Here is a 24,362-nt window from a genome sequence, read left to right as displayed (position 1 = left end):
ATGTGGTGGTCGAGGCTGAAGGCGCTCATCATCAAGGAACTGCTGGCGGTACTGCGCGATCCGAAGAGCCGCTTGATTTTGATCGGCCCGCCGATCGTGCAGCTTCTGGTCTTTTCCTATGCGGCGACCCTGGAGGTGCGCAACGTCGATATTGCGTTGCTGAACCGCGACAGCGGCCACTGGGGACAGGAACTCGTCCAGCGCATCGAAGGCTCCCCGACTTTCCGCAGCATCTCGTCGGTACAAAATCTCGCCGAAATGCGCGAAGCGGTCGACCGGCAGCGCGTCACCGCCGCTCTCGTCGTCGGCCCGGATTTCTCGCGTGATATCGAGGCGGGCAGGCCCGCCGACCTGCAGATCATTCTCGACGGCCGACGTTCGAACGCCTCTCAGATCGTCGCCGGCTATCTGAACCAGATCGTGGCGACCCTTGCTGCCGAAACGCCCGCAGGGACACGCGCGGCTGCACGATCCGTCGTCGTCGTGCCGCGCAACTGGTTCAATCCCAACCTGATCTTTCAATGGTTCATGGTACCGAACCTGATTGCCAGCATCGCGCTGCTCATCGGCCTCATCGTCACCGCGCTTTCCATTGCGCGCGAGCGGGAACTCGGCACGTTCGACCAGCTCATGGTGTCGCCCTTGAGCACCCACGAAATCCTGATCGGCAAGTTCATTCCGCCGATGATGATCGGCCTCTTTCACATGACGATCTATATCCTTGCGGCGATCTTCATCTTCGGCGTGCCATTACGAGGTTCGCTGCTCCTGCTCTACGGCAGTTCGCTCTTCTATCTCGCCTCCGTTGCCGGTCTTGGCCTCTTCATTTCGGCGCTTTCGACGACGCAGCAGCAGGCAATCCTGGGCGCCTTCCTTTTTCTGGTCCCCGCCATGCTGCTTTCAGGCTTCGCCACGCCGATCGAGAATATGCCCAACTGGCTGCAGCCGCTGACCGTCATCAATCCGCTGCGCTATTTCCTGGTGATCGTCAAAGGCGTCTTTCTCAAGGATATTCCGTCCGCCGAGGTGCTCAACCAGACATGGCCGCTCCTAGTGATAGCGGCGGTAACCCTTAGCGCCGCGTCGTGGCTGTTCCGTCGTAGGCTTGAGTAGCCCGGGACGATATCTCCAGTCGTCGCGCAGCCGGGGTTGTCATCGGTGCGGACTGCGACGCGCTGATCGTCGGGAACCTTGCCTCTGCCAGAGGCTTCCAGCGCAATGGATCGGGATTTCGCGCCAATACGAGTCTGTGTCGCTTGCGCAGCATACCAGGATTAACGCATGATGCGTGACCACATCGAGTCCTAGTTTCGGCAATGAATTCAGAACCAGACATCGCAATCATTGGCGCCGGGGCAGCCGGCATCGGCGCCGCGCGGCGCCTCGCCGGAACCGGTCTTTCCGTATCGATCTTCGATTCCCTTCCGCGCCTTGGAGGCCGCGCCTGGACATACGAGACATCGGCAGGGCCTGTCGATCTTGGCTGTGGCTGGCTTCATTCCGCCGATCGCAATCCGTGGACACGTATCGCCGAAGAATCGGGCTTCAAGGTCGATCGTGGCCTAACTGCCTGGGGCGAGCAATTTCGCGACCTCGGGTTTTCAAAAGCCGAACGAGAGGACGCACGACGCGCCTTCGCGCTGTGGAGCAGCCGAGTTGCGACGGCAGCGCCGGCCAGTGACAAAGCGGCGGACGCGCTGGAACCTGACGGATCGTGGACAGCCTATCTGCAAGCCTTGAGCGGGTATATCAGCGGCGATGAGCTTGAGCGTATCTCAGCGAAGGATTATGCGGCGTATGACGAAGCGTCCACCAATTGCAACTGGCGCGTACCGGCTGGCTACGGCGCCCTGATTTCGGCGAGCCTGCCGGCCGGCGTCGAGCTTCATCTCGCCACCTCTGTAGACGCTCTGACACTCGATGAGCGCCGCATCGTGCTCCGGACGGCGGGTGCTACCGTGCGAACCCGCGCAGTCATTCTTACTGTGTCGACAAACGTTCTTGCGGGCGGCGCAATTTCCTTGCCCTCGGCGCTCGACCCATGGCGCGACGCCGCAGCCTGCTTGCCGCTTGGCAATAACGAAAAGCTGTTCCTGGAGATTGTCGGCGACGGCCCCTTCGCCCCCGAGAGTCACGTCCTCGGTGACCCTCATGATCCGGCCACCGGCACCTACTATATTCGCCCGTTAGGGTCACCTGTGATCGAATGCTTTCTCGGAGGGGCCGGTGCACGGGTCGCAGCCGCGGAAGGGCACAGTGCGGCATTCGAGCGGGCGATAGGTCAACTGGTCTCGCTCTTCGGCTCTTCAGCGCGCCGTTGCCTTCAGCCACTCGTCGCTTCCGACTGGGCTCATACGCCATCGATCGGCGGCGGCTACAGCCACGCGCTGCCAGGCCAGGCGGACGCTCGAGTTGCACTGGCTCGGCCATTCGACGACCGCCTGTTCTTTGCAGGTGAAGCAACGCACACAAGCGACTTTTCGACGGCGCACGGTGGCTATGAGAGCGGTGTCCGCGCTGCTGAGGAAGCGATCAATGCACTCGTCCCGCGCTTGCGACAGAAGGACTGATGGCGTCGCGCCGATTCTTCGTTATGGCGCATCCAGACGGGGCAACCCGGCTCACGTCTGTCTTCGTGCCGAAGAGACCACCCCCGCACAGAGAAAGCTGCCGACCCCAGCAATGCCGATAACCCACCCCATCGGCCAGGGCGTGCCGTTAGCGAAGGTGCCAATAAGTGCCGAACCGAAGATGCCACTGCCATAATGGATCGCGCCGACCAGCGCGGAAACCGAGCCAGCACGTTCCGGAAAATCGGCAAGGGGTCCCGCAATGGAATTGGCGATGATGAGCCCGCTCGCCGAGACGAACAGGAAGAGCGGCACAGCCAGACCCCAGAGCCCGCCCCAGCCGGTCCAAGCCGCCGCGCCAAGGAGGATGCCTGCAAATGCAGCGGCACCCGTACCATAGACCAGCAGCCGCTCGCTTCCGGCACGCATCACCAATCGTGAATTTACAAGGTTCATCATCATGATGCCAACGATCCCGACGGCAAACAGTAGTCCGTAGAGCTGTGGCGGCACGTGGTGATAGGTGATGTAAGCAAACGGAGTGCCGGCGATATAGGCATAGATGCCAGCGTAAAAGAAACCGCCCGCGCCCGCATAGCCGAGCAGGCGGCGATCACGGAGCAGCGTGCCGTAGCTGACGATCGCGCGCGCCAACGATTGCTGATTGCGGCGCTCGGTTGGAAGCGTCTCGGGTAGTGTGAAGAGTGCCGCAAGGGTCAGCAGTCCGACACCGACCAAGGTCCAGAAGATGGCCCGCCAGCCCGCGATTGCAAGTATTTGAGCGCCAACAATAGGTCCGAGCAGCGGTGCGATCGCCATCACGGTAATCAATGTGGAAAGCATCTGTGCCGCGCGATTGCCCGCATATAGGTCGCGCACCATGGCGCGCGAAAGAACGACACCGGCGCAGGCGCCAACGGCCTGGACCATCCGCCAGCCGATCATCGACGAGGCGCTGCCCGACATGGCGCAGCCTGCGGAGCCCAATATAAAGAGCATGAGCCCGATCGAAACCGGAAGGCGTCGCCCGTAGCGATCGCCGATCGGTCCCCAGAGGAGCTGTCCTACGCTGAAGCCGATGAGGAACCCTGAGACCGTCAGCTGCATCACGCCCGCGTCGACACCGAGATCTCTGCCCATCGCCGGCATCGCGGGAAGATAAAGATCGGTTGAGATGGAGGCGAAGCCCATCAATGCGCTAAGTACCGCAAGCACACGCCAGCCATGCGAGGCCGCGTCGTTTTGCGTCGATCTTTCCGCCGCCATCATCGGCGTGGATTCCCTCGCATCGCCCGAAAGGACGTCGGCCATCAAGGACGTCGCTTCGGTTTCGGGCGATGCCTGTTGTTCTTCGGCCGTTACATGGTCGAGCATCGCTCTCACAGCTCCTGAGCAGTCGGACGGAAGAGGATTTCGTTCGCATCCACGTCCTCAGGCTGGCTGATGGCGAAGGCAACGACGCGTGCGAGGCTCTCGGCCGGGATCGCATAGGATTCGTAGAAGTCCTGGATGCCTTTGGCGACGTCCGCTTCGGTTACGCTCTGCGGCAGTTCGGACTCGACGGCGCCGGGCGCGATGGTCGTGGTGCGGAGATTGTAAGGCTTGACCTCCTGGCGCAGCCCCTCAGACAACATCCGGACCGCAGCCTTTGTGGCAGCGTAGACGGCGCTGCCCGGCCGCACTTGGCCGGCGACAGACGAGACGTTGATGATGTGTCCGCTCTTTTGTTCCTTCATACGCGGCAAAGCGGCCGCAATCCGTAGAGGACACCTTTAAGATTGACGTCGATCATGCGATCCCAGTCTTCGACCTTGCCGCGTTCGAGCGGTGAATGCGGCATCACGCCGGCATTATTGATGATCACGTCAATTCGGCCATGTGCGACAACAGCCTCATCCACGAGGCGCTTGACCTGTTCGCAGTCAGTAACATCCGTCAGGACAACTGCATTGTCTGGAAGATTTAGCTCTTTCGCCAGCGCCCGGAGCCTGTCGATCCGTCGGGCACCATGTGCGCGTTTCTTCATAGTATTCCTCCTGCTCGCATTTCGAGCGCTCAGGCTTTGGGATGTGTGGAAGATACGCTGGTACATCCATGTCGATTAGACCGCACAACCCGCATGAAGTTATGAATTCAATTCATGTATTCCGGCCGCCCACTCGGAGGAAGTGTCGCAGGCGCGCAACACCTGCATCAATCGACGCGGGCCTGCAACTGCGGCGTACGTCCTTGCCCGATATTGCATTCAGCAAATTCCCGAACTTTCTTCCGCGGCTTTTGCTTTGTGCCGCTCTCGTCTTGCCCGCAGGATGCGCTGATCCCGTGGCGGAAACCTCGCCCAAGGCCATGGGCGCGGCTGCAAAATGGCGCTCATCAGATCAATCGATTGTTTGATCGCTATGAATTCAATCCAACCGCAGGAGCCTATCCCTGCGCGCTGTCCTTATCTCACGCCCACACACGCCACGGACTGTAAGTACGCTACAGTAATATACTGCTCAGAAGAGCCCTCGTGGAGTTAAAGTGCTCGGCAGGCGCGTGCTTTGACAGGCTTGGACTGGTGCCCAATCTTCGCATCGACGCAAAGAGGACACGGAACGTGAGTGGCGAGACCGGAACCGAAATGGACGTCAATGCTGCGATATCCAGCATTGAGAAGGCTGCGGGGAGCTTTGTAACTGGTCTGCATTCGCGGCTTTCCGCGCTGTCGGACATGCCTGCCGAGTTTGAACGCCTGCGGACTTCATTGACGGGCGCGTCTACGACACCGTTGCTTCTTCTTTTCGAAGCCATTGTGGTAGCAACTCTGACAGCCGGTACATGCCTTTTGCTCACTCATCAGGCAAGGAGAGGGAAGGCCGCGCGTCGTGCGTGGCAAAGAATTTTTTTCAATGTAGCAGCCGCGCTCGCGGCCCTTGTGGTCGGTCTCACTGCCGCATGGCTTCTTGCGCCTTCGGGCTTGGTCTTGCGGACCCTCCGACTCTGGGCAGTTGTGACCGTTGTTGGCTGTATCGTGTTATTCCTGGTGCGAGCCCTACTGATGGCATCGCGGCCTCCGCAGTTTCATGAGCGCTCGCACCATACTTTGGCCTTTACGCGTGACCTGTCGATCGCGATCGGCTGGGCTCTGGTCAGCGTTGCGGTCGGTGCGACATTGCAGCTTTGGGGTGGCGGGCCTGGACTCCAGGACCTGGTCCGCACAGGTCTGGGAATTCCCGTCTACCTTCTGTTTGCAGGAGCCATGTGGCGACACAGGCGGACGCTGGCGGCGGCTGTCGCTGGTCCGCGCCCGCGAGCCCGCTTGCGCAACCGACTTGCCAGGTTGTGGCCGGCAATCGTTATCGCGTTCATCGTCGTCACGTTTCTCAGCATCCAGACAGCCCTCACAATAGGTCAGGCGCTTCCGGCTTCGGCTGTTCTATTGACGGCGCTGATCTTCCTTGCAACCCCGCATCTGGATGCGATCATCGGGAACTGGGCGCAGCGGGGATTGGAATCGTCCCAAATCTCGATACCAGTGGCCGCTGGTCGGCAGACAGCACGCTTCACTCTGTCGATCGTTACAATCGCCCTGTTGGGAGCAATGTGGGCGGCGCCGCTCGTACTCGCACTAGGCTTCGAATGGCGCAGCGTTGCACGCGGAACGTTCGGAATGGTGCTGATTGCCCTTGTTGCGGCGTTTTTATGGAATGTGGTTGGCACGATGACGGGCCGAGCTTTGCAAATTAAGCGTGCCAACCTCAGTAGCGACCATGATGAACCGAGTGCGCCGCGCTCAAGGCTGGGCACACTTGTGCCGCTACTGAGCGCGGTGGGAAAATCAAGCATTCTGGCGCTGGCCCTGCTGTCGATCCTGGTGTCGGTCGGCGTCAATGTCTGGCCGCTGATCACAGGCCTAAGCGTCTTTGGGCTGGCTATCGGCTTCGGTTCGCAGACGCTCGTGAAAGACGTCGTGTCTGGCCTTTTCTTCCTGATCGACGATGCTTTCCGATTTGGCGAGTATATCGAAACGTCCGGTGCCAAGGGCACCGTCGAGAAGATTTCGATACGGTCTGTTTCCCTGCGCAGTTCGCGCGGCTCAATCGCAACAGTGCCCTATGGACAGATCGGCAAGATCCAGAATTTCAGTCGCGATTGGGTCATCGAAAAGCTGACATTCCGTGTTGCCTTCGACACCGACGTCGAACTGGTTCGCAGGCTCTTCAAGAAGATCGGGCAGGACATTGCCGCTAACCCGGAGCTTGCCCCTGACCTTATTGAGCCGTTCAAGAGCCAGGGGATCGGCGAGGTCGAGGACGGGACCTTGATTATCAAGGCCAAATTCACGGCAAAGCCTGGCAAGCAGTCCATGATCCGGAGAGCAGCGTTGATGGCAGTGCAAAATGCATTTCGCGACAATGGCATTCATGCCGTACCAAAGCCGCTCACCGCCAACGCCGAACCGACGGAAGCTGGATAGTCGGCTAGCGCACGGTAAAGCATGGGCTGTCAGGTTACACCACCAGCAATACCCCGGTGATGATCAGGGTGAGGGTTGGCTTATGCGCTATCAGAAATGAGCACCACCGTTTTCCACCCATCAGCACATTTCGTCCCGTCGGGAACAGAACCCCGCCCGATGTGGTAACGCGACTAGCCGCCAATCATCAGCTTGACGACTTCCTCGTGGGTGGTTTCGCTGATCTTACGCTCCCCCGCAACGATGCCACGGCGAAGGACGACGATCCGATCGGACACCGAGAAAATGTCCTGAAGATTGTGGGAAATGAAGATTACGCCACGACCTTGTGCCTTCAGCGACTTGATCAATGCCACCACCTTGCGCTGTTCCGGCACGCCGAGAGCTGCAGTCGGCTCGTCCATGATCAGAATCCTGGCGTTCCAATAGACCGCGCGGCCGATTGCGACCGCCTGGCGTTGGCCGCCGGAAAAGTTGCTGACCGGCGCATCGAGCCTTTTCACATGGAAGTCAAGCTTCGCCATCGTTTCGCGGGCCGCCTCCGCCATCGCCTTCCGGTCGAGGACGGGGAGAAAGCCGAAAAGCTTCTTCATCGGTTCGCGGCCAAGGAAGATATTGGCGCCGATCGTCAGATTGTCGGCAAGCGCCAGATCCTGGTAGATCGTCTCTATTCCCTTTTCTCGCGCATCCTGTGGCGAGGAGAAGGTGACAGGCTTTCCTTCAATGAGGATTTCACCGGCCGTTGGCGGATAGACGCCGGAGATCGCCTTGATCATCGTCGTCTTGCCCGCACCATTGTCTCCCGCCAACGCGACGACCTCGCCGGGGTGGACGATCATGGAGCAATTGTCGAGCGCGCGGACAGCTCCGAAATACCGCGACAGATTCCGGACTTCGAGAAGAGGTGTTTCGCTATTCATCCTGCTTTGCTCCGCTGAACCGGCGCTGTGCCTGATCGATGAGCACCGAAATGATGATGACGATACCGACGGCGATGAACTGCCAGAACGGCTCGACATTCATGAAAACCAGACCGTACTGAATGACGGCGATGACCAGCGCGCCGGCGATGGTGCCGACGATCGTGCCTGAACCACCGAACAGGCTGGCACCGCCGATGACGACCGCGGCGACACTATCGAGCAGCAGCGGTTCGCCGGCCTGGGCAGCGCCGGCGGTGAAACGAGCGGCATAGAGCGCACCACCAAGGCCCGCGCAAACTGCCGAAAGTATGTAGAGCCGCAGGAGGTGGGTTCTTATATCGATGCCGGCCCGCCGCGCGGCCTGTGCGTTCGCGCCGATCGCATAATTGTGCTGGCCAAAGCGTGTTTGGCTGAGCAGGTAATGCATGATGACAACAAAGACGATGGTGACAATGACAAGATAAGGTACGCCGTAAAAGCGGCCGTTACCAAGCTCGGCAAAATAGGAATTCTTGACTGGCACGGTCGTGCCGCCGGCGAGAAGAAATGCAGTACCGCGGGCGACGCCGAACATGCCGAGCGTGCCGATGAAGGGCGGGACCTTGAGGCGGGAAATCAGCAGGCCGTTGATGAGACCGGGTATGGCGGCGGCCAGCATTGCCACGAGAATTCCGAGAACCATCGCCACCGGCAGCGGCATATAGAGACCGGCGATATTGGTGACATGCGCGGCAATGACCGCCGCGAAACCCATGATGAAGCCAGTCGAAAGGTCGATGCCGCCGGATATGATGACGAAAGTCTGGCCGATGGCAAGCAGGAGGGGCGCCACGGCAAAAACCGCAACCGACTGCCAGTTGAAGGCTGAGCCGACGAAAGTGCCGCCGAAATCGATGCGCGCCCAGATCTCGAAAATCACGATCAGCGCGGCAAGGAAGAGCCATGCACGCAATTGTGCGATGCGGTTGACGATGGTTTTTGCCTGATCGCCGTGGTCTGCCTGCGGCGCCACATGCGGGTCCGCTTTGCGGGCCTCGATATTGTCGATTGTCATGGATCAACCCGAACCCGAGCGAGGACGCACACAAATCGCCACGCTCATTTTCTCTACCGTGGTCAAAGATGCGCCTCGCCCATCGAGCGGGGCGCCAGACTCCATCCGATCAATCGGAGTAGATGAATCTCGCGACGTTCTTGTCGGCGACATTCGATTTGTCGATGACTGTGAAGCCGGTTCCGATGGCAGTCGGAATAGAATTGCCGGTCAGATGGGCATAGGCTGCCATCACGCCGAAGTAACCGATTTCGGCCGGATGCTGGGCAATCGCAAGATCGACAAGACCGGAATTGATGTTGTCGACGATCGTCGTCGGCGCATCGAAGGCGACGACGCGGATCTTGCCCGTCTGGCCTGCCTGCTGAACGCCGTTCGCAGCACCGAGAGCGGAGAACAGATTGGCACCAAAAACGCCGTCGAGATCGGAATTGCGGGCATAGACTGCCTGCAGCTGGGACGCCGCCTTGTTTGCATCATCGTCGTTGTACTGCGTTTCCAGGACGGTGATGTTCGGATATTTCTTCATCTCGTCCTTGAAACCCTGCTCACGCTGGTCGGTCGTCGAGATGCCGGGCTTCACGTTTGAAACGTAGACTTTGCCTTTTTCGCCGACGGCCTTTGCAAGCGCGCGTGCAGCGATTGCGCCTCCCAGCAGGTTGTCCGAGGCGATATAGGAAAGCGGGAAATCGGCATCGCCGCTGCCCGTCTGGTAGACACCGCTGCCGATGAACGTATCGACGGTAATGACCGGAATGCCCGCATCCGCAGCCTTCTTCAACGGCTGGATAAGCTGATCCTTGTCGGTCGGCGCAATCAGGATCGCATCGGGCTTTTTCGCGATGATAGCGTCGAGAACCGGAACCTGCGTGACCGGATTGAAGTCGGGCGCGCCCTGGAACACTAGCTCCGCACCCACCGCCTTGGCAGCCGCTTCGGCACCCTTGCGCATGGTGATGTAGAAGGCGTCCGTAGTCAGGCCTGGAATCAAGGCAATGGTGAATTTCTTGTCTTGTGCCTTGGCGCTTCCGGCAACAGCCGACACCCCAGTGGCAAGCGTTGCCACAGCGGTGGCTTTTAGAAATGAACGACGCTCCATAATTTCCTCCTCTTGAAACCGAACCTCCCCTGTCCGGCAGAACGGATAATCAGCGGCTTATAGCGGGCCGTCAAGTAATTTTTTTCTGTAACGAATTTCTAATATCTATTTGAAATAACTCGACAATCGGCGGGATCGACGACGCTCCGCACCATGCCGCCAACAGAGTGCTGGGCGGCGGTTTGAAGTCAGGTCGAGCTTTCTCGGTCGCCTGGAAGGCGGCCGCTTTCATGCCTGGCTAAATACCTTAGAAACCCAGGCCGTTATGTTGTCCATATCCGGCTCCTTTGTTTGATCGATTGCCATCACCGGACCACACGTCATGGGTTCTGCGCGATCGGCGAGCGCCACCAGTTCCGAGACGTATTCGGCCCCCGGATGGCCCGGCAGCCTGTTCTTCAAACGACCGGCATACCGCTCGCCGGCTATCGCGCCGGGGACCTTGCACCAAAGCTCTGCGACGCGATCGACGCCAGCGTCCTGGATATAGGCTTCGAGCACGGCTTTTGGCTGAAATCCAAACCAGGCGTCGATGATAAATGTAGATCCGGCCGGCGCCTCACGAATAAACATCCAAATCGCTTGGTAGCTTGCTTTTCCCAATGTCCGATTGAAGTCCCGGTCCACACCGCCGATGTGCTCCAGAAAGGGATTTTTGATGCCATCGAGAGAAAGGACCGGCCATCCGGTCCTTTGCGATAACAATTTTGCCAGGTGACTTTTTCCGGATGCCGGCACACCGTTGACGAGCACAACGCGCTTTTCGACGGAGCGGTCGGCATCCGCAAACGTCGATAGGCCCGCCCCGATCACCCCGGCGTCGTCTCCGAGTTTCGCTGGCACAATCGTTGGCCGAAACCATGGTGCCATTGCCGGAAGATCGGCGAGGGCTCGCGCCGCGTCGGAGCCGAGGCCGCCGCCCAATACAATGATTTCCGGATCCATCGTTGCTGCGATGTTGTCGAGCGCTATGCGCAGAGGGGACGCCCAAGCGTGTAGCACCGCCCTCGCGGCCGCATCTCCTCTGGAGGCCATTTCAAAAACGTCGCTAACGGATGAGGCCGGAAGCCCTGCCGCTTTCATGTGCCGGCGCAGCGCCGTTCCCGAGCTGAAGGTTTCCACACAGCCGCGTCTTCCACACGCGCACAGCGGGCCATCCTGCAGGATGGAGATATGACCCAACTGCCCGGCGGTCCTATGGCCATGATAAATCCTGCCGTTGTTGGCAACCGCGCCGCCAATGCCGGTTCCTATGGTCAGCATCGCGACGTTTTGGAAACCCCTGGCGGCACCAATGCTCATTTCAGCTATGAGCGCCATGCTGCAATCGTTTTCGAGAACAATCCTCTTGCCGAGACCTGCCTCCAGCCGATCGGCGAAGTCGATGCCGGCCAAGTTCAGAATGCCGCCGGATAGAACCGTACGATTTGCGATGTCCACACGGCCAGGGATGCCAATTCCAATCCCAGCAATTCCGGCCACGTCGAGTTGTGTCACCATTGCCTTGACTTGCTCGACGACCTGCAACGGATCGGTCGGAGTTTGCTCCGATAGCTTTTTGAGAATCTCGCCTCCACTGGAGACGAGCGCAGCACGGATGTTCGTACCGCCAATATCCACGCCGATGGCTATTTCAGGCATCTGCTTTCTGTCCTTGGTCGACACCTTCAGACTTAACGCCTTTGAAATGGGCAGATATCACAGCTTGAATTTCGCGAAGCCGCGGAACCGCTACCGACTGCAATCGGTCCTTCGTGACGGAACGATCGAGCGAAATGCAGTCTTTCCATAATGTCCGGCCTGCGATGACGCCGGAAGCCCCATTGCGCATGGCATCTTCAACTTGCTTCAGGAACGTGGAGTGGTCGACGCCAGCGGACAAAACGGCCCACGGCACGTCCCCTGAAAGCCTCGTGACTTCCGCGCAGGCTTCAGCGCTTCCTGGATAGGGAATCTTCAGCACCTTCGCTCCGCAATCCAGGCAAATCTTACTTCCCCCGATGACCAGCGACGGCAGCTTCGCCTTATACTCGGCTTCGTCTTCACCATCAAACCTGTAGGTCAGGAATTCTACAACGAGCAGCAGGTCCTCTCGCGCGAAATCGTCGATGCATTGGCGCAGGATTTTAATGTTGTGAATGTTGGCTTCTTCCCGGTCCGAGCGGAGATAGACCATGATCTTGCCGCCGGTAGCGCCGAGTTGGCGGACGCTACGGGCCGAAATGCCCGGAACCAGCTTGGAGAGGCGATATCCGTCCGGCGACGTGTCCCAGCCTGACGCATCCAGGCCGATCAGAAGTGCTGTATCGCGTTGAATGATGCGGTCGTCGACCAAAGCCGGAACAGCACAGATCGGATCGACCAGCACACAGGATGCCTTGCTTGCCAGAAATCTGGCGATGTCGGCCTTCGTGTCGCCGAGAGTCTTGTCGGAGATGGCTGCTTGTGCCTCCGGATCCTTTGCAAGCAAACTACGCATACCACCGCGTTGATCGCAGGCGATAACCATCATGGCTCCGTCACTACCGCAAATCTGCTGGTAACCTCGCATTTCGGCTGTCGTCAATCTGGACATCTAATCCTCCGTTTAGCGCGCTCGAAACAAGATGCTGAAAGCCCATCCCACTCCAGGGTTCGCAAGGGATGGCCAGTGAACATTGAGATCCCTCATGCGCCGCATAATCGTTGCGAAATCGGCTGTTTTGAGCGATAACTCCTTCATGTGCCGTATCTGTAACACATTGCAGAAAGGAATTTCAACCTGAATTCGTCTCAGTCTCAAGAGGCTGCAACAAACCGTGCCTTGCTGCATATGGTTGCAAAGCTGCATTACCAATCCGACATGTCGCAAGTCGACATTGCTAAAAAGCTAGGATTATCAACGGCTACGGTTTCACGATTGCTCCAAAAAGCCCGCTCGGCCGGGATCGTTCGGATTGAGGTGATTGATCTCTCCCCGTCGGAGGATTTGAGTGCGGCGCTGGTTGACGGCTTGAAATTGCGTACGGCTGCCGTGATAGACACCCCTTCATCCAATGTCCTCAGCGCGCTTGCTCCGCCGGTCGGGTCAATGCTGCAACAAGCAGGCCTGCGATCGGGTTCGACGCTTGGCATCGGTTGGGGGCGCGCTGTTCGGGAAGTTACACTTGCGGGCTTGCCGCGGTTGCCCGGCATCGTGACCACTGCCCTTAACGGCGGGATGCAGCAGGCAGCGCCACATTTCCAAATCAACGAATTTGTGCGGCTGGCAGCAGAACAGATGGGCGGAATACCGCATTTCTTGCACGCCCCTTACATTTCATCTTCGGAGCTACGCGACGCTTTTCTCGCCGATCCCACGGTGCAGCAGGTGACGTCGCTTTGGAACAAGCTGGATGCCGCGATCGTCGGCGTAGGTCTGAGGCACGCGGCAAATCCGTCCGAAGCGACGGCAGCTCTTCCAGGAGAGAAAGCCCTGAGCCAGGCCGCGGGCGATGTTCTGCGCCACTACGTGACTGAAGCTGGCGAAATCCTTCATTGGGACGGTGAGGAGCGCATGATTGCCGCCTCTCCGCAGCAATTGCGGCAGGTTCCTTTGTGTATTGCGGTTGCCGCAACGCCTGCCAAGGCCGCCGGCATCATTGGCGCAGCGCGATCAGGCATGATCAATGCCCTCGTGACCGACGCTAACACGGCGCAGGCCATTCTTGATCGTCTATCCGCCTCCCAGAAGAGCGAGGAAACATCTTGAAAACCTCTCCGTCAGGGGGTTTCGATCGGTCACGCATTGATTTCTACCCCGACCGATCCTTCAGCGCCTTCCTGTTCGATATGGACGGAACTGTCCTGAATTCGATCGCAGTCGCGGAGCGGGTTTGGACGGCATGGGCCTTGCGGCACAACGTCGATGTCGAGAGTTTGTTGTCGACGGTTCATGGAAGAAAAGCGGTCGAAACAATCACGCGGCTTGGCTTGCCTGGGATTGATCCGGCCGAAGAAATGAGGCTTCTCACATTGGCCGAAATCGCCGACGTGGCAGGTATCGAGCCGATAGCAGGAGCGGGCCGCTTCCTTGAGGCCTTGCCCAGCGATCGCTGGGCGATCGTAACATCGGCGCCGCGAGACTTGGCGGTTGTCCGGCTGAAAGCCGCGGGCCTTCCATGGCCGCCACTCTTGATCGCCGGCGAGGATGTAAAGAACGGGAAGCCGGCGCCGGATTGCTTTTTATTGGCCGCAGAGACATTGGCTCAACCCATAGAAGACTGCCTTATCTTCGAGGATGCGCCGGCAGGAATCGAGGCCGCCGAAACGGCCGGCGCTGCCGTAATGGTGATCACCGCGACCCATCGTACATTGTTGCAGACACGGCATCCGAGCGTTGCGAGCTACGATGACCTGATCGCAGATATCGCGCACGACGGATCACTTCAGATCTCGCAAACGCGCCGCTAGATTGGCCCGCGTCGAAACGAAGGTTTTCCGACGCTCATTTGCGTTGAGCTACCTTTGCGGAGCGGAATTGATAGCGTCCGCGTAGATATCGAGCACGCGAGTGACACTGCCGAGGACAATTGCATCCGCCTGTGGCGCCAGAGATCCAGATGCGACCATCGGCTCCAGATGGCCGAGATGTTGACTCATCAGCGGGCGCGGAATTGTCAGTCCCTGAAGAGCTGACATAAGTTCGTTCACTGCATTTTGCGCTGCAGGTGCTGTCCAATAATAGCGGATGCGGTCGCTGAACGAATAATGCCGCTGGACATGTTGTTGACGCGCATCTCCGGGATAATATTTCTGCCAATGATCCGGTGATGACAGCATGATGCGCTCCATCGCGGTGGGTAGGGGTTCGTGGATCGCGTTCGGCACCAGGATCCCGGCAATGGCGCTTAGTCCATAAAGTGCCTCGCGCAGAGCAAACGTCAACCAAGGACCGACCTTCAAGATCGCAAAGCCGTCACCGACAAGGTCGCAGAGCGCCCGCTGGCTCTGGTAGTCCGTCGAATGGGCCTCGAAAACAAACTGGGGGATGTCGCCCAAAGTGGCCACGAGTTCCGCCGCCGCTTCGCGCTCATAGCCAATAACCTCGGCATTCCCGAACTCCACGCCCGGTTGGACAACAATGCCGATCGCGCGTGCGAAAGCCTCGTCCAGCCCGAGCCGGGAGAATGCAGCGCGATGAAGTTCCACGGTTTCGCGCGCGTCCGCAGGGGTGGTAATATGCAAATGGTCGAGTGCTTCGACTGCGCCGCCCGGAACAGGAACCTCAGTGCCAATGACGTAGCTCGGCGCTTGCATGCCGGATTGGCGCACCCTTGCTTCCGACACCGCAGCCAATTCGGCTGCCCGGGATGCAATCGTCTCATTGGGGACGGCCTGAGGATCGCCCGCGCAGGCCATGCTTGTGTCAAGATGGAGTTTGGTGAAGCCTGCGGATGCGTAGGCATCAATCATTTCGCTGGCTTTGCGCATCGCCTCGCCGGCGGCCAGATGCTTCCAGGGATTTGGCCCAAGATGATCCCCGCCAAGAACGAGTTGATCCAGGGGAAAGGCGACCTTTACCGCGATCTTTTCGACGAACGCGCGAAAAGCAGCGGGGTTCATGCCGGTATAGCCACCCTCCTGATTGACCTGATTGCATGTCGCTTCGATCAGCACATCGGCATTTCGGTTTTTCCCGTGCATCAGCGCTGCCTCGATCACCACCGGATGGGCAGAGCAGACCGAGGTAATGCCGGACGGCAGACCGGCGCCACGGTTATGCGGCATGCTTGCCAGTCGTTTTGTCGCCGCGCTCATGACGATGAACCTTCTGTCGAATTGGAAATAAAGGCCTGTACGTCGCCAAAGGTGGCGATGCCCTCCATTGGTCCCTTACGCGTCACCGCCAGGGCCCCGCAGGCGCAGGCGAACCTCAATGCTTCCTCGGGCTTGGCACCCCGAAGCCAATGAGTAACGAAGCCTGCGCCAAAACAATCACCTGCGCCCGTCGGATCAACCTCCTGGACGGAGAATCCGATCGCGGGGACCCGACGGTGCCGATCGTAGTAAACGGCGCCCTCCGATCCCTTTTTTACAATGACTGCCGATATGCCTTGCCCTAGCATCTCGGCGACTGCGGATGCCTCGTCTGCGGCCTTGGTGAAGATGAAAAGCTCTTCACCGCTCGGCAGGAAGAGGTCGGTTCGTGCCAGAACCTGATTCAGCGCCTCACGCATACCAGGCAATTCGATCATCTCTTTTCGGATATTCGGGTCGAAGGAAACGGTGCCGCCTTGGCGCTTGATCGTCTCGATGCCCGCAAGAATGACGGCGATCGCCCTTTCGGAAAACAGGGAAGAGCCCATGACGTGAAAGTGATCGGCGCCGGCCAGCAAGGCTTGCGCAGCGTGGCCGATCTCCATCAATCCAGCCGCGCTATTTTTGATATTGAAGACGAAATGGCGAGAGCCATCTGCCCGGTAGGCCACAAAGGCCGTGCCGGTCGCTTGCCCCTTGTGAACGGTGACCGCGGAGACGTCGGCGCCCCAATTCCGCAACCGGTCGATGTTCATCTGACCGAAATCGTCTTCACCAACGGCGCTGATCAAGCCCGCCGGCTGGCCCAGTCGCGCAGCTTGGCCAATAAAGATCGCCGGCGCTCCGGATGGAAATGGCCCGTGAAGCAGCCCAGGCTCGGCTAAGCTCTGATCGAGCCGATCTGCCATGATTTCGACAACGATCTCCCCGGCGCTGACGATCTTCTTCATGAGGGATTGAACTCGCTTCCAGAGGAATCTCTTTTGATGGTTGACGGGCCGGTCAACCAAGCACCTTTTCTATGGCTTGTATTTTTATGCGTCAATTAATAAATTTGCGCACGTAATGTTTTCGGGTGACGTAAGGCCCGAAAGAACTTGCATAAAACTTACGTCGCCAGTTGCGCCTCTTTCCACGCAGACGCATAACGATCACTGGCAGCAAGAGTGGTTTGAAAAATGGTCGACCTCCGATGGAAAAATTGACGCATAGGACAATGGAAGATTTCGCGAAGTCCTGCGGCGTCTCGCGCCCGACCCTTTCCAAATATTTCGATGATCCGACGAGCGTGAAGCCCGCAACACGCGCGCTGATCGAGGCCGCACTCCGCTCGTCTGACTATCAGCCTAATCTTTACGCGCGAAACCTCAATCGGAAAAGAACGCGCAACGTCGGTATTCTGGTTCCGGCTCTCACCGACCCATTTTATGCCGAAATGGTCAATCGCCTCGAATTGCGGCTGCGCAACGAGGGATACTGGCCAATCGTGTTTTCATCGCACGGGCTGCCGCAACTGGAAGCCGAGGCCGTCAGTACGATGCTGTCGTTGAAGGTGGCAGGTGCACTCGCCGCACCGCTCGGGCAAAAATCCGATCCGCGCGCATTCGAAAAACTCGCGCAGAATCTGCCCATCGTCTATTTCGACACCTACATCGAGGGCAGCACTCCATTCATCGGCAACAACAATTACCAAAGCGTCGCGACAATTGTAGAGTATCTCTGCAGGTCCGGAGAGCCGCCCGCCTATCTCGACATTCCGCACGTCAATCACAACTCGCCGGAGAGACTGGCAAGCTACGTCGCGACGATGGAGGCCTCGGGCTACGAGCCCGTGGTGATCAAGACCAATGCCGCCTACACGTGGGATTTCGAGCGCATCGGATACGAGCAGATGGACGCCATCCTCGACGCGAAAAAGCTTCCCAGCAAAACCATCCTTTGTGCCAACGATCGTCTCGCCTTCGGCGTGATGGCAGCGGCGTTCGCGCACCGGCTGAAGGTCGGGCGCAAGAAGGGCGACGACCTCCGCATTGCGGCCCATGACGATCACCCCTTGAGCCGCTACACCTGCCCGCCGCTGACGACGATGGCGCAGGATTTTGCATCCATGACGGCGAACAGTGTCGATACGCTACTGGCGCTCCTCGGAGATACAGAGGCGCCGGTTCCAACAATCGCACTCAAGATCAGTTTGGATGGGACGCTGGTCATGCGGCAATCGGCATGAAGTGGAGCCTCCGTTTAATCCATGGCTTCAAAGCTACGCCAGGCCGCCACCGCTTCCTCTATCACTTGCCGTGCCTCGGGCATGTATTTCCCCATCGAAACAAAGCCATGAATCTGGCCCGGCCAATGGCGCGGGACGACGCGAACCCCATCTTCCCGCAGCCGCGTGGCATAGGCCAGGCCTTCGTCAACGAGAATGTCGTATCCGGCGGTGGCGATGAACGCTGGCGCCGCCCCTACAAGAGTTTCAGCCAGCAAGGGTGACACCTTCCAATCGACGATATCGGCTGCGGCGCGAACATAGTGATCACGAAACCATTTCATCGCCGCCGCGGTCAAACCGAAGCCAGCGGCGTAACGGCGGTAACTGTCGGCGGTCTGCGTGGCGTCCGTATTGGGATAGATGAGCAGTTGAGCCGCAAGCCGCGGGGCGTCGCCTGAACGCGACATTAGCGCGAGCACAGCCGCAAGATTGCCGCCTGCACTATCACCAGCCACGGCGATCCGTTTGGGATCGACGCCGAGATCCGTGGCGGACTTCGCCACGAATGCCAGCGCCGCAGCGCAATCCATCAGCCCGGCGGGAAACTTGTGCTCCGGTGCCAAGCGATAATCGGGGCAGATCACGGTACATCCCGCAAGATTGGCGAACCATCGGCAAATCTCGTCGTGAGAGTCCAGATTGCCGATCACCCAGCCGCCGCCATGAAGATAGAGAAGACCCGGACTATCCTTGGAAGGCGCGCCGATGCCTCGATAGATGCGCACAGTGATCGAACCGTTGAGGCCGCTGATCTGGCGATCTTCGACCGAAGCGACCGCCTCTCGAGCACCCTGAATGACAGGAAAGCCCGCATTGTAGTTGCTGCGAGCTTCCAGAGGCGTGCCGGCTTCAATCGGTCGAGCGTTCGACCGATTGCTTACATCGAGAAGGAGTTGAGCGCTCTCATCGAGCTGGTCTGTCATGTCGGCTTCCTCCTTCAGCGATCAGGCCAAAAAACTGCGCGCTTCGTCTTCGCCGAGAAGCGGCGGCCGCGTCACACTCTCACGAACGCTGACCGATTGCCCGCTTTCACCAGATGCGAGAATGGCCTCCATGATCTCGAGGACATGAAGGGCGAGGTCGCCGGATGCGCGTGGCGGCCTGTTCTCCTCAAGCGACCGCGCGAGGTCGGCGACGCCGAGCATACGGTAATTCGCGCGATCGGGCGCCGCAAACGGCCAATTTCTTTTGCCATAAAGCTCGTCCTCACTTTCGAAATTGCGCCACTCTGCGCCCCGTTCGGACAAAGAGACCGTTCCACCGAATGTATCGGGGTCCGGCAGACGCAGAGAGCCTTCAGTGCCGTGCAGCTCAATCGGATGGTTGGAATGGCGGAAGACATCCCAGGACGCGCCGAAGTTGACAGTCGCGCGGGACTGAAATTCCAGCAACGACAGAACGTTGGTCGGCGTGCCAACCTTGAACGTCGTATTCTTGAACGGGCCGTCGGCGGTGACGAGGCGTTCATCCTGGCCTTTCGTCGCCATCGCCATGACGCGCACCACCGGACCTAGCAGATTGACCAACATCGTCAGGTAGTAGGGCCCCATATCGAAAATCGGACCGCCGCCTGGCTGATAGTAGAATTGCGGATTGGGATGCCAGTGCTCCATGCCGCGCCCCATCATGAAGGCCGTCCCGCTCACCGGGCGGCCTATTGCGCCTTCCTCCATCAGACGGCGAGCGCGCCGGCCGGCGGCGCCAAGGAAGGTGTCGGGCGCCGAGCCCAATAGCAAACCGCGGCCCTTCGCCTCCGCCACCAACGTCCGACCCTCTGCAGCCGACGTTGCGAGTGGCTTTTCCGTGAAGACGTGCTTGCCCGCGGACAGAGCGGACATGGTAACGTCGAAGTGCACGGCGGGAACGGTCAAATTGAGAACGAGGTCGACCTCGGGATCGGCAAGGAGCTGGTCGACACTCTCAGCGCGAATGCCATATTCCTGGGCGCGAAGGGCTGCGATGTCAGCAGAAATATCGGCGCAGGCGCGCAATTCGATACCGGTAAACAGTGCGGCGTTGCGCAGGTAAGTCATCGATATATTGCCGCAGCCGATGATACCGATACCAAGCTTTCCTTTTGTTTTCTCTACCATATTTCCTAATCCTCCCTAAATCCGATGACTGCTGCGTGCTCGACGGGCCAACCTGCCCGATCTGCCTCGACCTGAGTTAAAGCATCTTATTTCTTGACGCGCGACAACTTTTTATGAAACATATGACAATACTGGCACGGAGATTATGGAGGTCGCCAGTCTTTCCTGGGAGGGAAACCATCCCTGATTTCAAAAAAGCGTCATCCGGTTCAAGCACGACCGGATTTTCCACAATGCTCGACCGTCGCCAATTGCTGCTTGGCGCCGCAAGCGCCGCGGTCGGTGCGGCAACCCTCGGTGTCACGTCGGGACTTGGAATGCGCACTGCACGCGCTGCAGATCGCACAGAGATCAGCTTTGCCAGCGCAAGTTTCTTCGGCAAGGAGGGTCTTGGTGATCTCGTCAAGGCCTATAATGAGTCGCAAGACCGCATCATGGTCAAATTCATCGAGCTTCCGCCGCCGAGTTCGTCGACTGAGGTCTATCAGGGCCTGATTCAACAACTGGCCCGCCGCAACGGAACCCCCGACGTCTTCAGCCAGGACGTGATCTGGATCGCCGGATTTGCGGCGGCAGGTTGGGCGCTGCCGCTCGATGAGTATTTCCCGAAGGAAAAACGCGGCGACTATTTTCCCGGAACGGTCGCTGCCTGCACCTACAACGAGAAGCTGACTGCGCTTCCGTGGTTCGTCGATTCCGGCATGTTCTATTACCGCAAGGATCTTGTGGACAAGCATGGCGGCAAGGTTCCCGAAACCTGGGAAGATATGGCGACCATCGCTGCTGCGGCCCAGAAGGCCGGCGATGCCAAGTTCGGCTATCTCTGGCAAGGCAAGCAGGCCGAGGTTCTGATCTGCGATGCGGTGGAAGTCATCACATCGAACGGCGGCTCCATTCTGGCGCCCGACGGCAAATCCTCGATCCTCGGCGAGAAGGCCGCGGTCGAGGCGATCCAATTCCTGTACGACACGATCAACAAGACGAAGATCAGCCCGCAGAACGTCCTCTCGTGGGATGAGGAGCCTTCGCGTCAGCCCTTTACCTCTGGCGAAGCCATGTTCATGCGCAACTGGTCTTATGTCTATCCGATCGCGCAGGACCCGAAAGCCTCGCACGTCGTGGACAAGGTCGCCGTTGCGCCGCTGCCGCATTTTGCCGGTGGGAAAAGTGCCGCATGCCTCGGCGGCTATCAGCTTGGCGTCAATGCCAATTCCAAGAAGCGGGAAGCAGCGATCGAGTTCCTGACATGGATGTCTTCTCCGGAAACGCAAACCCGTCTTGCCCTGAATTTCGGCCTTGCGCCCTCGAGACCCGCGATCTTCCAGGATGCGAAACTGAAGGCCGAACAGCCGTTCATGGCAAGTCTTCAAAATGTCTTTACGGGCGCCACACCCCGGCCGATCACACCGCAATACGCCAAGGTGACGCTGGCTCTGCAGTCCGGTATTTCCAAAGCACTGGTCAGCGGCAAAGTCGAGGCTGAACTGAAGTCTGCTGCCGAACAGATCAACAAGATCGTTGCCTGACATGGCTACCGCAGTGACGGCCCCCGCCGACGGCCGAACGCAAAAATCAACGAGGGCGCTTCCGAGCGCCCTCTGGCCCTGGCTCTTGCTGCTGCCGGCCTTCATATCGCTAGGATCGGTTTCCTTCTATCCGATCGTCAATGGCATCTACCTGTCCTTTACCAACCGTTCCCTGATCACACAGGACAATGATTTCGTCGGCATTGCCAACTACGCGCAACTGCTGGCCGATCCGCCGTTCTGGAATGCGTGGTGGCATACAATCTGGTTCACGATAGCCTCAACCGGACTTGAAACCTTGATCGGTCTGGCCATGGCGCTGATCCTTTGCGAAAGCTTCAGCGGTCGCGGTGTGATCCGCGCGGCAATGCTCGTTCCCTGGGCGATGCCAACCGTGGTCACCTCGAAAATGTTCGGATGGCTGTTCGACGGACAGCATGGCATCATCAACTTCATCCTGCTCCACGCCGGATTGATCGATCAAAATGTCAACTGGTACGGTTCGCCCGATACTGCGCTGACGACGATCATCCTCGCCGATGTCTGGAAGACGACGCCGTTTATGGCGTTGCTGTTGCTGACTGGTCTTCAGACCGTTCCGAAATCATTGATCGAGGCCGCGCGCATGGACGGCGCCAAGGCGTGGACGATCTTCTGGAACATTCGGTTGCCCCTGTTGCTTCCAACCTTGCTGATCGCCGGTCTTTTCCGGGCATTGGACGCGTTTCGCGTCTTCGATCTGGTCTATGTGCTGACCGGCGGCGGTCCGGCCGATTCCACGGAAACCCTCTCGACGCTGTCCTATAAGATTCTCTTTTCGACGTTGCAGTTCGGTTACGGCTCGGCGGTTTCCACCGCAATGTTCATCACCGAAGGGATGATCGCCGTGGTGTTCTGCCTCTTCCTCGTCAGGCAGATAAGGAAGACGACATGAACGACACCCGCACCGTCTTTCAAAGCATCATGATCTATGTCGGCGCGTTCCTCATTCTCATTTGGTCCGCCGGCCCGTTCCTGTGGCAGTTCTCAACCTCGTCCAGCTCGACAAAGCGCTGACGGAAGGAACACCTTCGCTCATCCCGGACCCGTTCACGCTGGAGCACTATTACAATGCCTTCGTGGAAAAGGGCCTGCACCACTATGTGCTGAATTCGCTTGTCGTATCGCTCGCCACCACCGCCCTTTGCCTGATCGTCGGTTCGCTTGCCGCCTTTGCGCTTTCGCGTCTCGAGGTGAAGGGACGATTTGGGATCCTCATGGTGATCCTTTCGGTCTCGATGTTCCCGCAGATCGCGCTCGTCGGGCCGCTTTATCTGATCGCCTCCGACCTTGGGCTTCTGGATACCTACAGAGCCCTGATCATTACCTATCTGGCGCTTGGACTGCCGCTCGTCACGTGGGTTCTGTTCGGTTATTTCGAAACGCTCCCGCGCGAAATCGATGAAGCCGCGCGCATGGATGGCGTGGGCGTCGTCGGCCTGCTGTGGCATATCATCCTGCCGATGTCGCTTCCGAGCCTGGTCACCACAGGCTTGCTTGCCTTCATTACCGCCTGGAACGAATTTCTTTTCGCGCTCGCATTCACGTCGGACAGCGATAGCCAGACGATTCCTGTGGGCATCGCCAATTTCACCAACCAATATTACGTGCCCTGGGGAGACATCGCCGCAGCCTCGGCGGTCGTCACCGTGCCGCTGATTGTATTGGTCCTGTTTTTCCAACGACACATTATCGAAGGCCTGACACAGGGCGGAATCAAGGAATAACGACATGACGAAGGATTTGAAGGTCGCCTGCCAGACGTTTACATGGGAAATGCTTGGCGAAGTCTGGACCGGAACGCCCGACGATTTGCTCGCAGCGATTTCCGCCGGTGGTTATTCGGGCATCGAAATCACAGACACGATGATCGGTCACTACGCCACAAAGCCTGGCGAATTCGCCGGGGCCCTGAGCGACAAGGGGTTGCAGCTCGTATCCTTCGCTTTTGGTTCCAAAAGCGGTTTTACGGTTGCCGACGCGATGGAAAAGGATCTGGCCACGGCGCAACGCTGGATCGACTACGCCGCACAGTTTCCGGGCGCGCTTGTATCGATCGGCTCGGCAACTGTCGTGTCGGAAGGATCGCGCGACGACAAGTTTGCCATCGCGGCCGAGTTCTACAATCGCTCCGGCGCGCTCGGCAAGGCATCCGGCGTCGATGTTGCCGTCCATCCGAGTTCGCATCACAACACCCTGCTCTTCAATCGCGCCGACTACGATCGGATCTTCGCTCTGCTCGATCCCCTGCTGGTCGGCTGGGTTCCCGACACCGGTCACATCCTGCGTGGCCACGCCGATATCCTCGACACGATGCGAACCTACCAGGATCGCATTCGCTATCTGCACCTCAAGGACGTCGATGCGAACGACCGCTGGGCGATGCTCGGCAAAGGCGTTCTCGATGCGCCAGCGGTGATCGATCTCGTCGCGGGGGCACCACGCTTCAACGGATGGCTGGTGTTGGAAGAAGAATCCGAGACAGCCGCAGGTGATCCCGCCGCAGCCATAAAGACCAACCGTGACACGATGCGCACCTACGGCGCGTAAGG

At 58.9% G+C, this 24,362-nt stretch carries 21 protein-coding genes and 1 pseudogene; 11 read left to right on the top strand and 11 right to left on the bottom strand.

What is annotated here, in order from left to right; translation table 11 throughout:
* On the top strand, nucleotides 1–1,113 hold the full coding sequence (locus FHT86_RS14975) for an ABC transporter permease (protein ID WP_133707584.1): 1,113 nt from the start codon (nucleotides 1–3) through the stop codon (nucleotides 1,111–1,113).
* Nucleotides 1,114–1,316: 203 nt separating this feature from the next.
* On the top strand, nucleotides 1,317–2,570 hold the full coding sequence (locus FHT86_RS14970; RefSeq protein WP_133707583.1) for a flavin monoamine oxidase family protein: 1,254 nt from the start codon (nucleotides 1,317–1,319) through the stop codon (nucleotides 2,568–2,570).
* 51 nt (nucleotides 2,571–2,621) lie between these two features.
* Here FHT86_RS14970 and FHT86_RS14965 read toward each other — a convergent pair whose 3' ends face one another.
* Together FHT86_RS14965 and FHT86_RS14960 are read right to left on the bottom strand one after the other, a co-directional pair.
* Nucleotides 2,622–3,944 (bottom strand): multidrug effflux MFS transporter, encoded by a 1,323-nt coding sequence (locus FHT86_RS14965; RefSeq protein WP_246779515.1) that lies wholly within the window; start codon nucleotides 3,942–3,944, stop codon nucleotides 2,622–2,624.
* 5 nt (nucleotides 3,945–3,949) lie between these two features.
* Nucleotides 3,950–4,662: pseudogene (locus FHT86_RS14960) on the bottom strand (SDR family oxidoreductase).
* A 1,329-nt stretch (nucleotides 4,663–5,991) separates the two neighbouring features.
* Between FHT86_RS14960 and FHT86_RS38050 the strand changes: the two are divergent.
* Nucleotides 5,992–7,029, top strand: a complete 1,038-nt coding sequence (locus tag FHT86_RS38050) for a mechanosensitive ion channel family protein (RefSeq protein WP_246779514.1) — start codon at nucleotides 5,992–5,994, stop codon at nucleotides 7,027–7,029.
* A 173-nt stretch (nucleotides 7,030–7,202) separates the two neighbouring features.
* On the opposite strand, the gene FHT86_RS14950 is transcribed toward FHT86_RS38050, so the two are convergent.
* The 5 genes from FHT86_RS14950 to FHT86_RS14930 form a co-directional block, all read right to left on the bottom strand.
* Complete coding sequence (locus FHT86_RS14950; RefSeq protein ID WP_133707581.1) at nucleotides 7,203–7,949, bottom strand: ATP-binding cassette domain-containing protein; 747 nt, start codon at nucleotides 7,947–7,949, stop codon at nucleotides 7,203–7,205.
* Nucleotides 7,942–9,006: an ABC transporter permease subunit gene (locus FHT86_RS14945; RefSeq protein WP_133707580.1), complete on the bottom strand. Its 1,065-nt coding sequence runs from the start codon at nucleotides 9,004–9,006 to the stop codon at nucleotides 7,942–7,944. Before FHT86_RS14945 ends, FHT86_RS14950 begins: the two co-directional genes overlap by 8 nt.
* Before the next feature lie 109 nt (nucleotides 9,007–9,115).
* On the bottom strand, nucleotides 9,116–10,105 hold the full coding sequence (locus tag FHT86_RS14940; RefSeq protein WP_133707579.1) for a substrate-binding domain-containing protein: 990 nt from the start codon (nucleotides 10,103–10,105) through the stop codon (nucleotides 9,116–9,118).
* 228 nt (nucleotides 10,106–10,333) lie between these two features.
* A complete protein-coding gene (locus FHT86_RS14935) occupies nucleotides 10,334–11,746 on the bottom strand; it encodes an ROK family protein (protein WP_133707578.1) in 1,413 nt (470 codons plus the stop codon).
* Nucleotides 11,739–12,680, bottom strand: coding sequence for a tagatose-bisphosphate aldolase (locus tag FHT86_RS14930; RefSeq protein ID WP_133707577.1), 942 nt, complete (start codon nucleotides 12,678–12,680; stop codon nucleotides 11,739–11,741). Before FHT86_RS14930 ends, FHT86_RS14935 begins: the two co-directional genes overlap by 8 nt.
* Before the next feature lie 237 nt (nucleotides 12,681–12,917).
* Here FHT86_RS14930 and FHT86_RS14925 point away from each other — a divergent pair, with 237 nt between their 5' ends.
* Nucleotides 12,918–13,835, top strand: coding sequence for a sugar-binding transcriptional regulator (locus FHT86_RS14925; RefSeq protein ID WP_133707576.1), 918 nt, complete (start codon nucleotides 12,918–12,920; stop codon nucleotides 13,833–13,835).
* Nucleotides 13,832–14,536, top strand: coding sequence for an HAD-IA family hydrolase (locus FHT86_RS14920; RefSeq protein WP_281413669.1), 705 nt, complete (start codon nucleotides 13,832–13,834; stop codon nucleotides 14,534–14,536). Before FHT86_RS14925 ends, FHT86_RS14920 begins: the two co-directional genes overlap by 4 nt.
* A 48-nt stretch (nucleotides 14,537–14,584) precedes the next feature.
* On the opposite strand, the gene FHT86_RS14915 is transcribed toward FHT86_RS14920, so the two are convergent.
* Nucleotides 14,585–15,883 (bottom strand): D-tagatose-bisphosphate aldolase, class II, non-catalytic subunit, encoded by a 1,299-nt coding sequence (locus tag FHT86_RS14915; RefSeq protein WP_133707575.1) that lies wholly within the window; start codon nucleotides 15,881–15,883, stop codon nucleotides 14,585–14,587.
* On the bottom strand, nucleotides 15,880–16,833 hold the full coding sequence (locus FHT86_RS14910; RefSeq protein ID WP_133707574.1) for a sugar kinase: 954 nt from the start codon (nucleotides 16,831–16,833) through the stop codon (nucleotides 15,880–15,882). Before FHT86_RS14910 ends, FHT86_RS14915 begins: the two co-directional genes overlap by 4 nt.
* 242 nt (nucleotides 16,834–17,075) lie before the next feature.
* Here FHT86_RS14910 and FHT86_RS14905 point away from each other — a divergent pair, with 242 nt between their 5' ends.
* The gene (locus tag FHT86_RS14905) at nucleotides 17,076–18,110 is read left to right on the top strand and encodes a LacI family DNA-binding transcriptional regulator (RefSeq protein WP_133707573.1); all 1,035 of its coding nucleotides are present in this window, start codon (nucleotides 17,076–17,078) and stop codon (nucleotides 18,108–18,110) included.
* A 14-nt stretch (nucleotides 18,111–18,124) separates the two neighbouring features.
* On the opposite strand, the gene FHT86_RS14900 is transcribed toward FHT86_RS14905, so the two are convergent.
* Together FHT86_RS14900 and FHT86_RS14895 are read right to left on the bottom strand one after the other, a co-directional pair.
* Nucleotides 18,125–19,075 carry an alpha/beta hydrolase gene (locus FHT86_RS14900; RefSeq protein ID WP_133707572.1) on the bottom strand — a complete coding sequence of 317 codons (951 nt, stop codon included), beginning with the start codon at nucleotides 19,073–19,075 and terminating at the stop codon, nucleotides 18,125–18,127.
* 21 nt (nucleotides 19,076–19,096) lie between these two features.
* The gene (locus tag FHT86_RS14895) at nucleotides 19,097–20,245 is read right to left on the bottom strand and encodes a Gfo/Idh/MocA family protein (protein ID WP_133707571.1); all 1,149 of its coding nucleotides are present in this window, start codon (nucleotides 20,243–20,245) and stop codon (nucleotides 19,097–19,099) included.
* Between the two features lie 233 nt (nucleotides 20,246–20,478).
* Here FHT86_RS14895 and FHT86_RS14890 point away from each other — a divergent pair, with 233 nt between their 5' ends.
* From FHT86_RS14890 to FHT86_RS14875, 5 genes are read left to right on the top strand one after another with little or no spacing between them, the layout of a single operon-like run.
* A complete protein-coding gene (locus FHT86_RS14890) occupies nucleotides 20,479–21,771 on the top strand; it encodes an ABC transporter substrate-binding protein (protein WP_210297688.1) in 1,293 nt (430 codons plus the stop codon).
* Nucleotide 21,772: 1 nt separating this feature from the next.
* Nucleotides 21,773–22,705: a carbohydrate ABC transporter permease gene (locus FHT86_RS14885; RefSeq protein WP_133707570.1), complete on the top strand. Its 933-nt coding sequence runs from the start codon at nucleotides 21,773–21,775 to the stop codon at nucleotides 22,703–22,705.
* Nucleotides 22,702–22,827 carry a hypothetical protein gene (locus FHT86_RS38470; RefSeq protein ID WP_281413668.1) on the top strand — a complete coding sequence of 42 codons (126 nt, stop codon included), beginning with the start codon at nucleotides 22,702–22,704 and terminating at the stop codon, nucleotides 22,825–22,827. The genes FHT86_RS14885 and FHT86_RS38470 overlap by 4 nt, the downstream gene beginning before the upstream one ends.
* Nucleotides 22,788–23,537 (top strand): carbohydrate ABC transporter permease, encoded by a 750-nt coding sequence (locus FHT86_RS14880; protein WP_312862343.1) that lies wholly within the window; start codon nucleotides 22,788–22,790, stop codon nucleotides 23,535–23,537. The genes FHT86_RS38470 and FHT86_RS14880 overlap by 40 nt, the downstream gene beginning before the upstream one ends.
* Before the next feature lie 4 nt (nucleotides 23,538–23,541).
* The gene (locus tag FHT86_RS14875) at nucleotides 23,542–24,360 is read left to right on the top strand and encodes a sugar phosphate isomerase/epimerase family protein (RefSeq protein WP_133707569.1); all 819 of its coding nucleotides are present in this window, start codon (nucleotides 23,542–23,544) and stop codon (nucleotides 24,358–24,360) included.
* Nucleotides 24,361–24,362: the final 2 nt, after the last annotated feature.

This window comes from Rhizobium sp. BK313 (assembly GCF_014193655.1).
In the GTDB taxonomy this organism is placed as follows: domain Bacteria; phylum Pseudomonadota; class Alphaproteobacteria; order Rhizobiales; family Rhizobiaceae; genus Rhizobium.
The sequence above is the reverse complement of the archived record's forward strand: the minus strand, read 5'-3'. Positions and strand labels throughout refer to the sequence as shown.

What these genes read in the sequence shown, in the direction of transcription:
- FHT86_RS14975 (WP_133707584.1), top strand. Translation starts at nt 1, where the DNA reads ATGTGGTGGTCGAGGCTGAAGGCGCTCATCATCAAGGAACTGCTGGCG.
- FHT86_RS14970 (WP_133707583.1), top strand. Translation starts at nt 1,317, where the DNA reads ATGAATTCAGAACCAGACATCGCAATCATTGGCGCCGGGGCAGCCGGC.
- FHT86_RS14965 (WP_246779515.1), bottom strand. Translation starts at nt 3,944, where the DNA reads ATGCTCGACCATGTAACGGCCGAAGAACAACAGGCATCGCCCGAAACC.
- FHT86_RS14950 (WP_133707581.1), bottom strand. Translation starts at nt 7,949, where the DNA reads ATGAATAGCGAAACACCTCTTCTCGAAGTCCGGAATCTGTCGCGGTAT.
- FHT86_RS14945 (WP_133707580.1), bottom strand. Translation starts at nt 9,006, where the DNA reads ATGACAATCGACAATATCGAGGCCCGCAAAGCGGACCCGCATGTGGCG.
- FHT86_RS14940 (WP_133707579.1), bottom strand. Translation starts at nt 10,105, where the DNA reads ATGGAGCGTCGTTCATTTCTAAAAGCCACCGCTGTGGCAACGCTTGCC.
- FHT86_RS14935 (WP_133707578.1), bottom strand. Translation starts at nt 11,746, where the DNA reads ATGCCTGAAATAGCCATCGGCGTGGATATTGGCGGTACGAACATCCGT.
- FHT86_RS14930 (WP_133707577.1), bottom strand. Translation starts at nt 12,680, where the DNA reads ATGTCCAGATTGACGACAGCCGAAATGCGAGGTTACCAGCAGATTTGC.
- FHT86_RS14925 (WP_133707576.1), top strand. Translation starts at nt 12,918, where the DNA reads ATGGTTGCAAAGCTGCATTACCAATCCGACATGTCGCAAGTCGACATT.
- FHT86_RS14915 (WP_133707575.1), bottom strand. Translation starts at nt 15,883, where the DNA reads ATGAGCGCGGCGACAAAACGACTGGCAAGCATGCCGCATAACCGTGGC.
- FHT86_RS14910 (WP_133707574.1), bottom strand. Translation starts at nt 16,833, where the DNA reads ATGAAGAAGATCGTCAGCGCCGGGGAGATCGTTGTCGAAATCATGGCA.
- FHT86_RS14905 (WP_133707573.1), top strand. Translation starts at nt 17,076, where the DNA reads ATGGAAAAATTGACGCATAGGACAATGGAAGATTTCGCGAAGTCCTGC.
- FHT86_RS14900 (WP_133707572.1), bottom strand. Translation starts at nt 19,075, where the DNA reads ATGACAGACCAGCTCGATGAGAGCGCTCAACTCCTTCTCGATGTAAGC.
- FHT86_RS14895 (WP_133707571.1), bottom strand. Translation starts at nt 20,245, where the DNA reads ATGGTAGAGAAAACAAAAGGAAAGCTTGGTATCGGTATCATCGGCTGC.
- FHT86_RS14890 (WP_210297688.1), top strand. Translation starts at nt 20,479, where the DNA reads ATGCTCGACCGTCGCCAATTGCTGCTTGGCGCCGCAAGCGCCGCGGTC.
- FHT86_RS14885 (WP_133707570.1), top strand. Translation starts at nt 21,773, where the DNA reads ATGGCTACCGCAGTGACGGCCCCCGCCGACGGCCGAACGCAAAAATCA.
- FHT86_RS38470 (WP_281413668.1), top strand. Translation starts at nt 22,702, where the DNA reads ATGAACGACACCCGCACCGTCTTTCAAAGCATCATGATCTATGTCGGC.
- FHT86_RS14875 (WP_133707569.1), top strand. Translation starts at nt 23,542, where the DNA reads ATGACGAAGGATTTGAAGGTCGCCTGCCAGACGTTTACATGGGAAATG.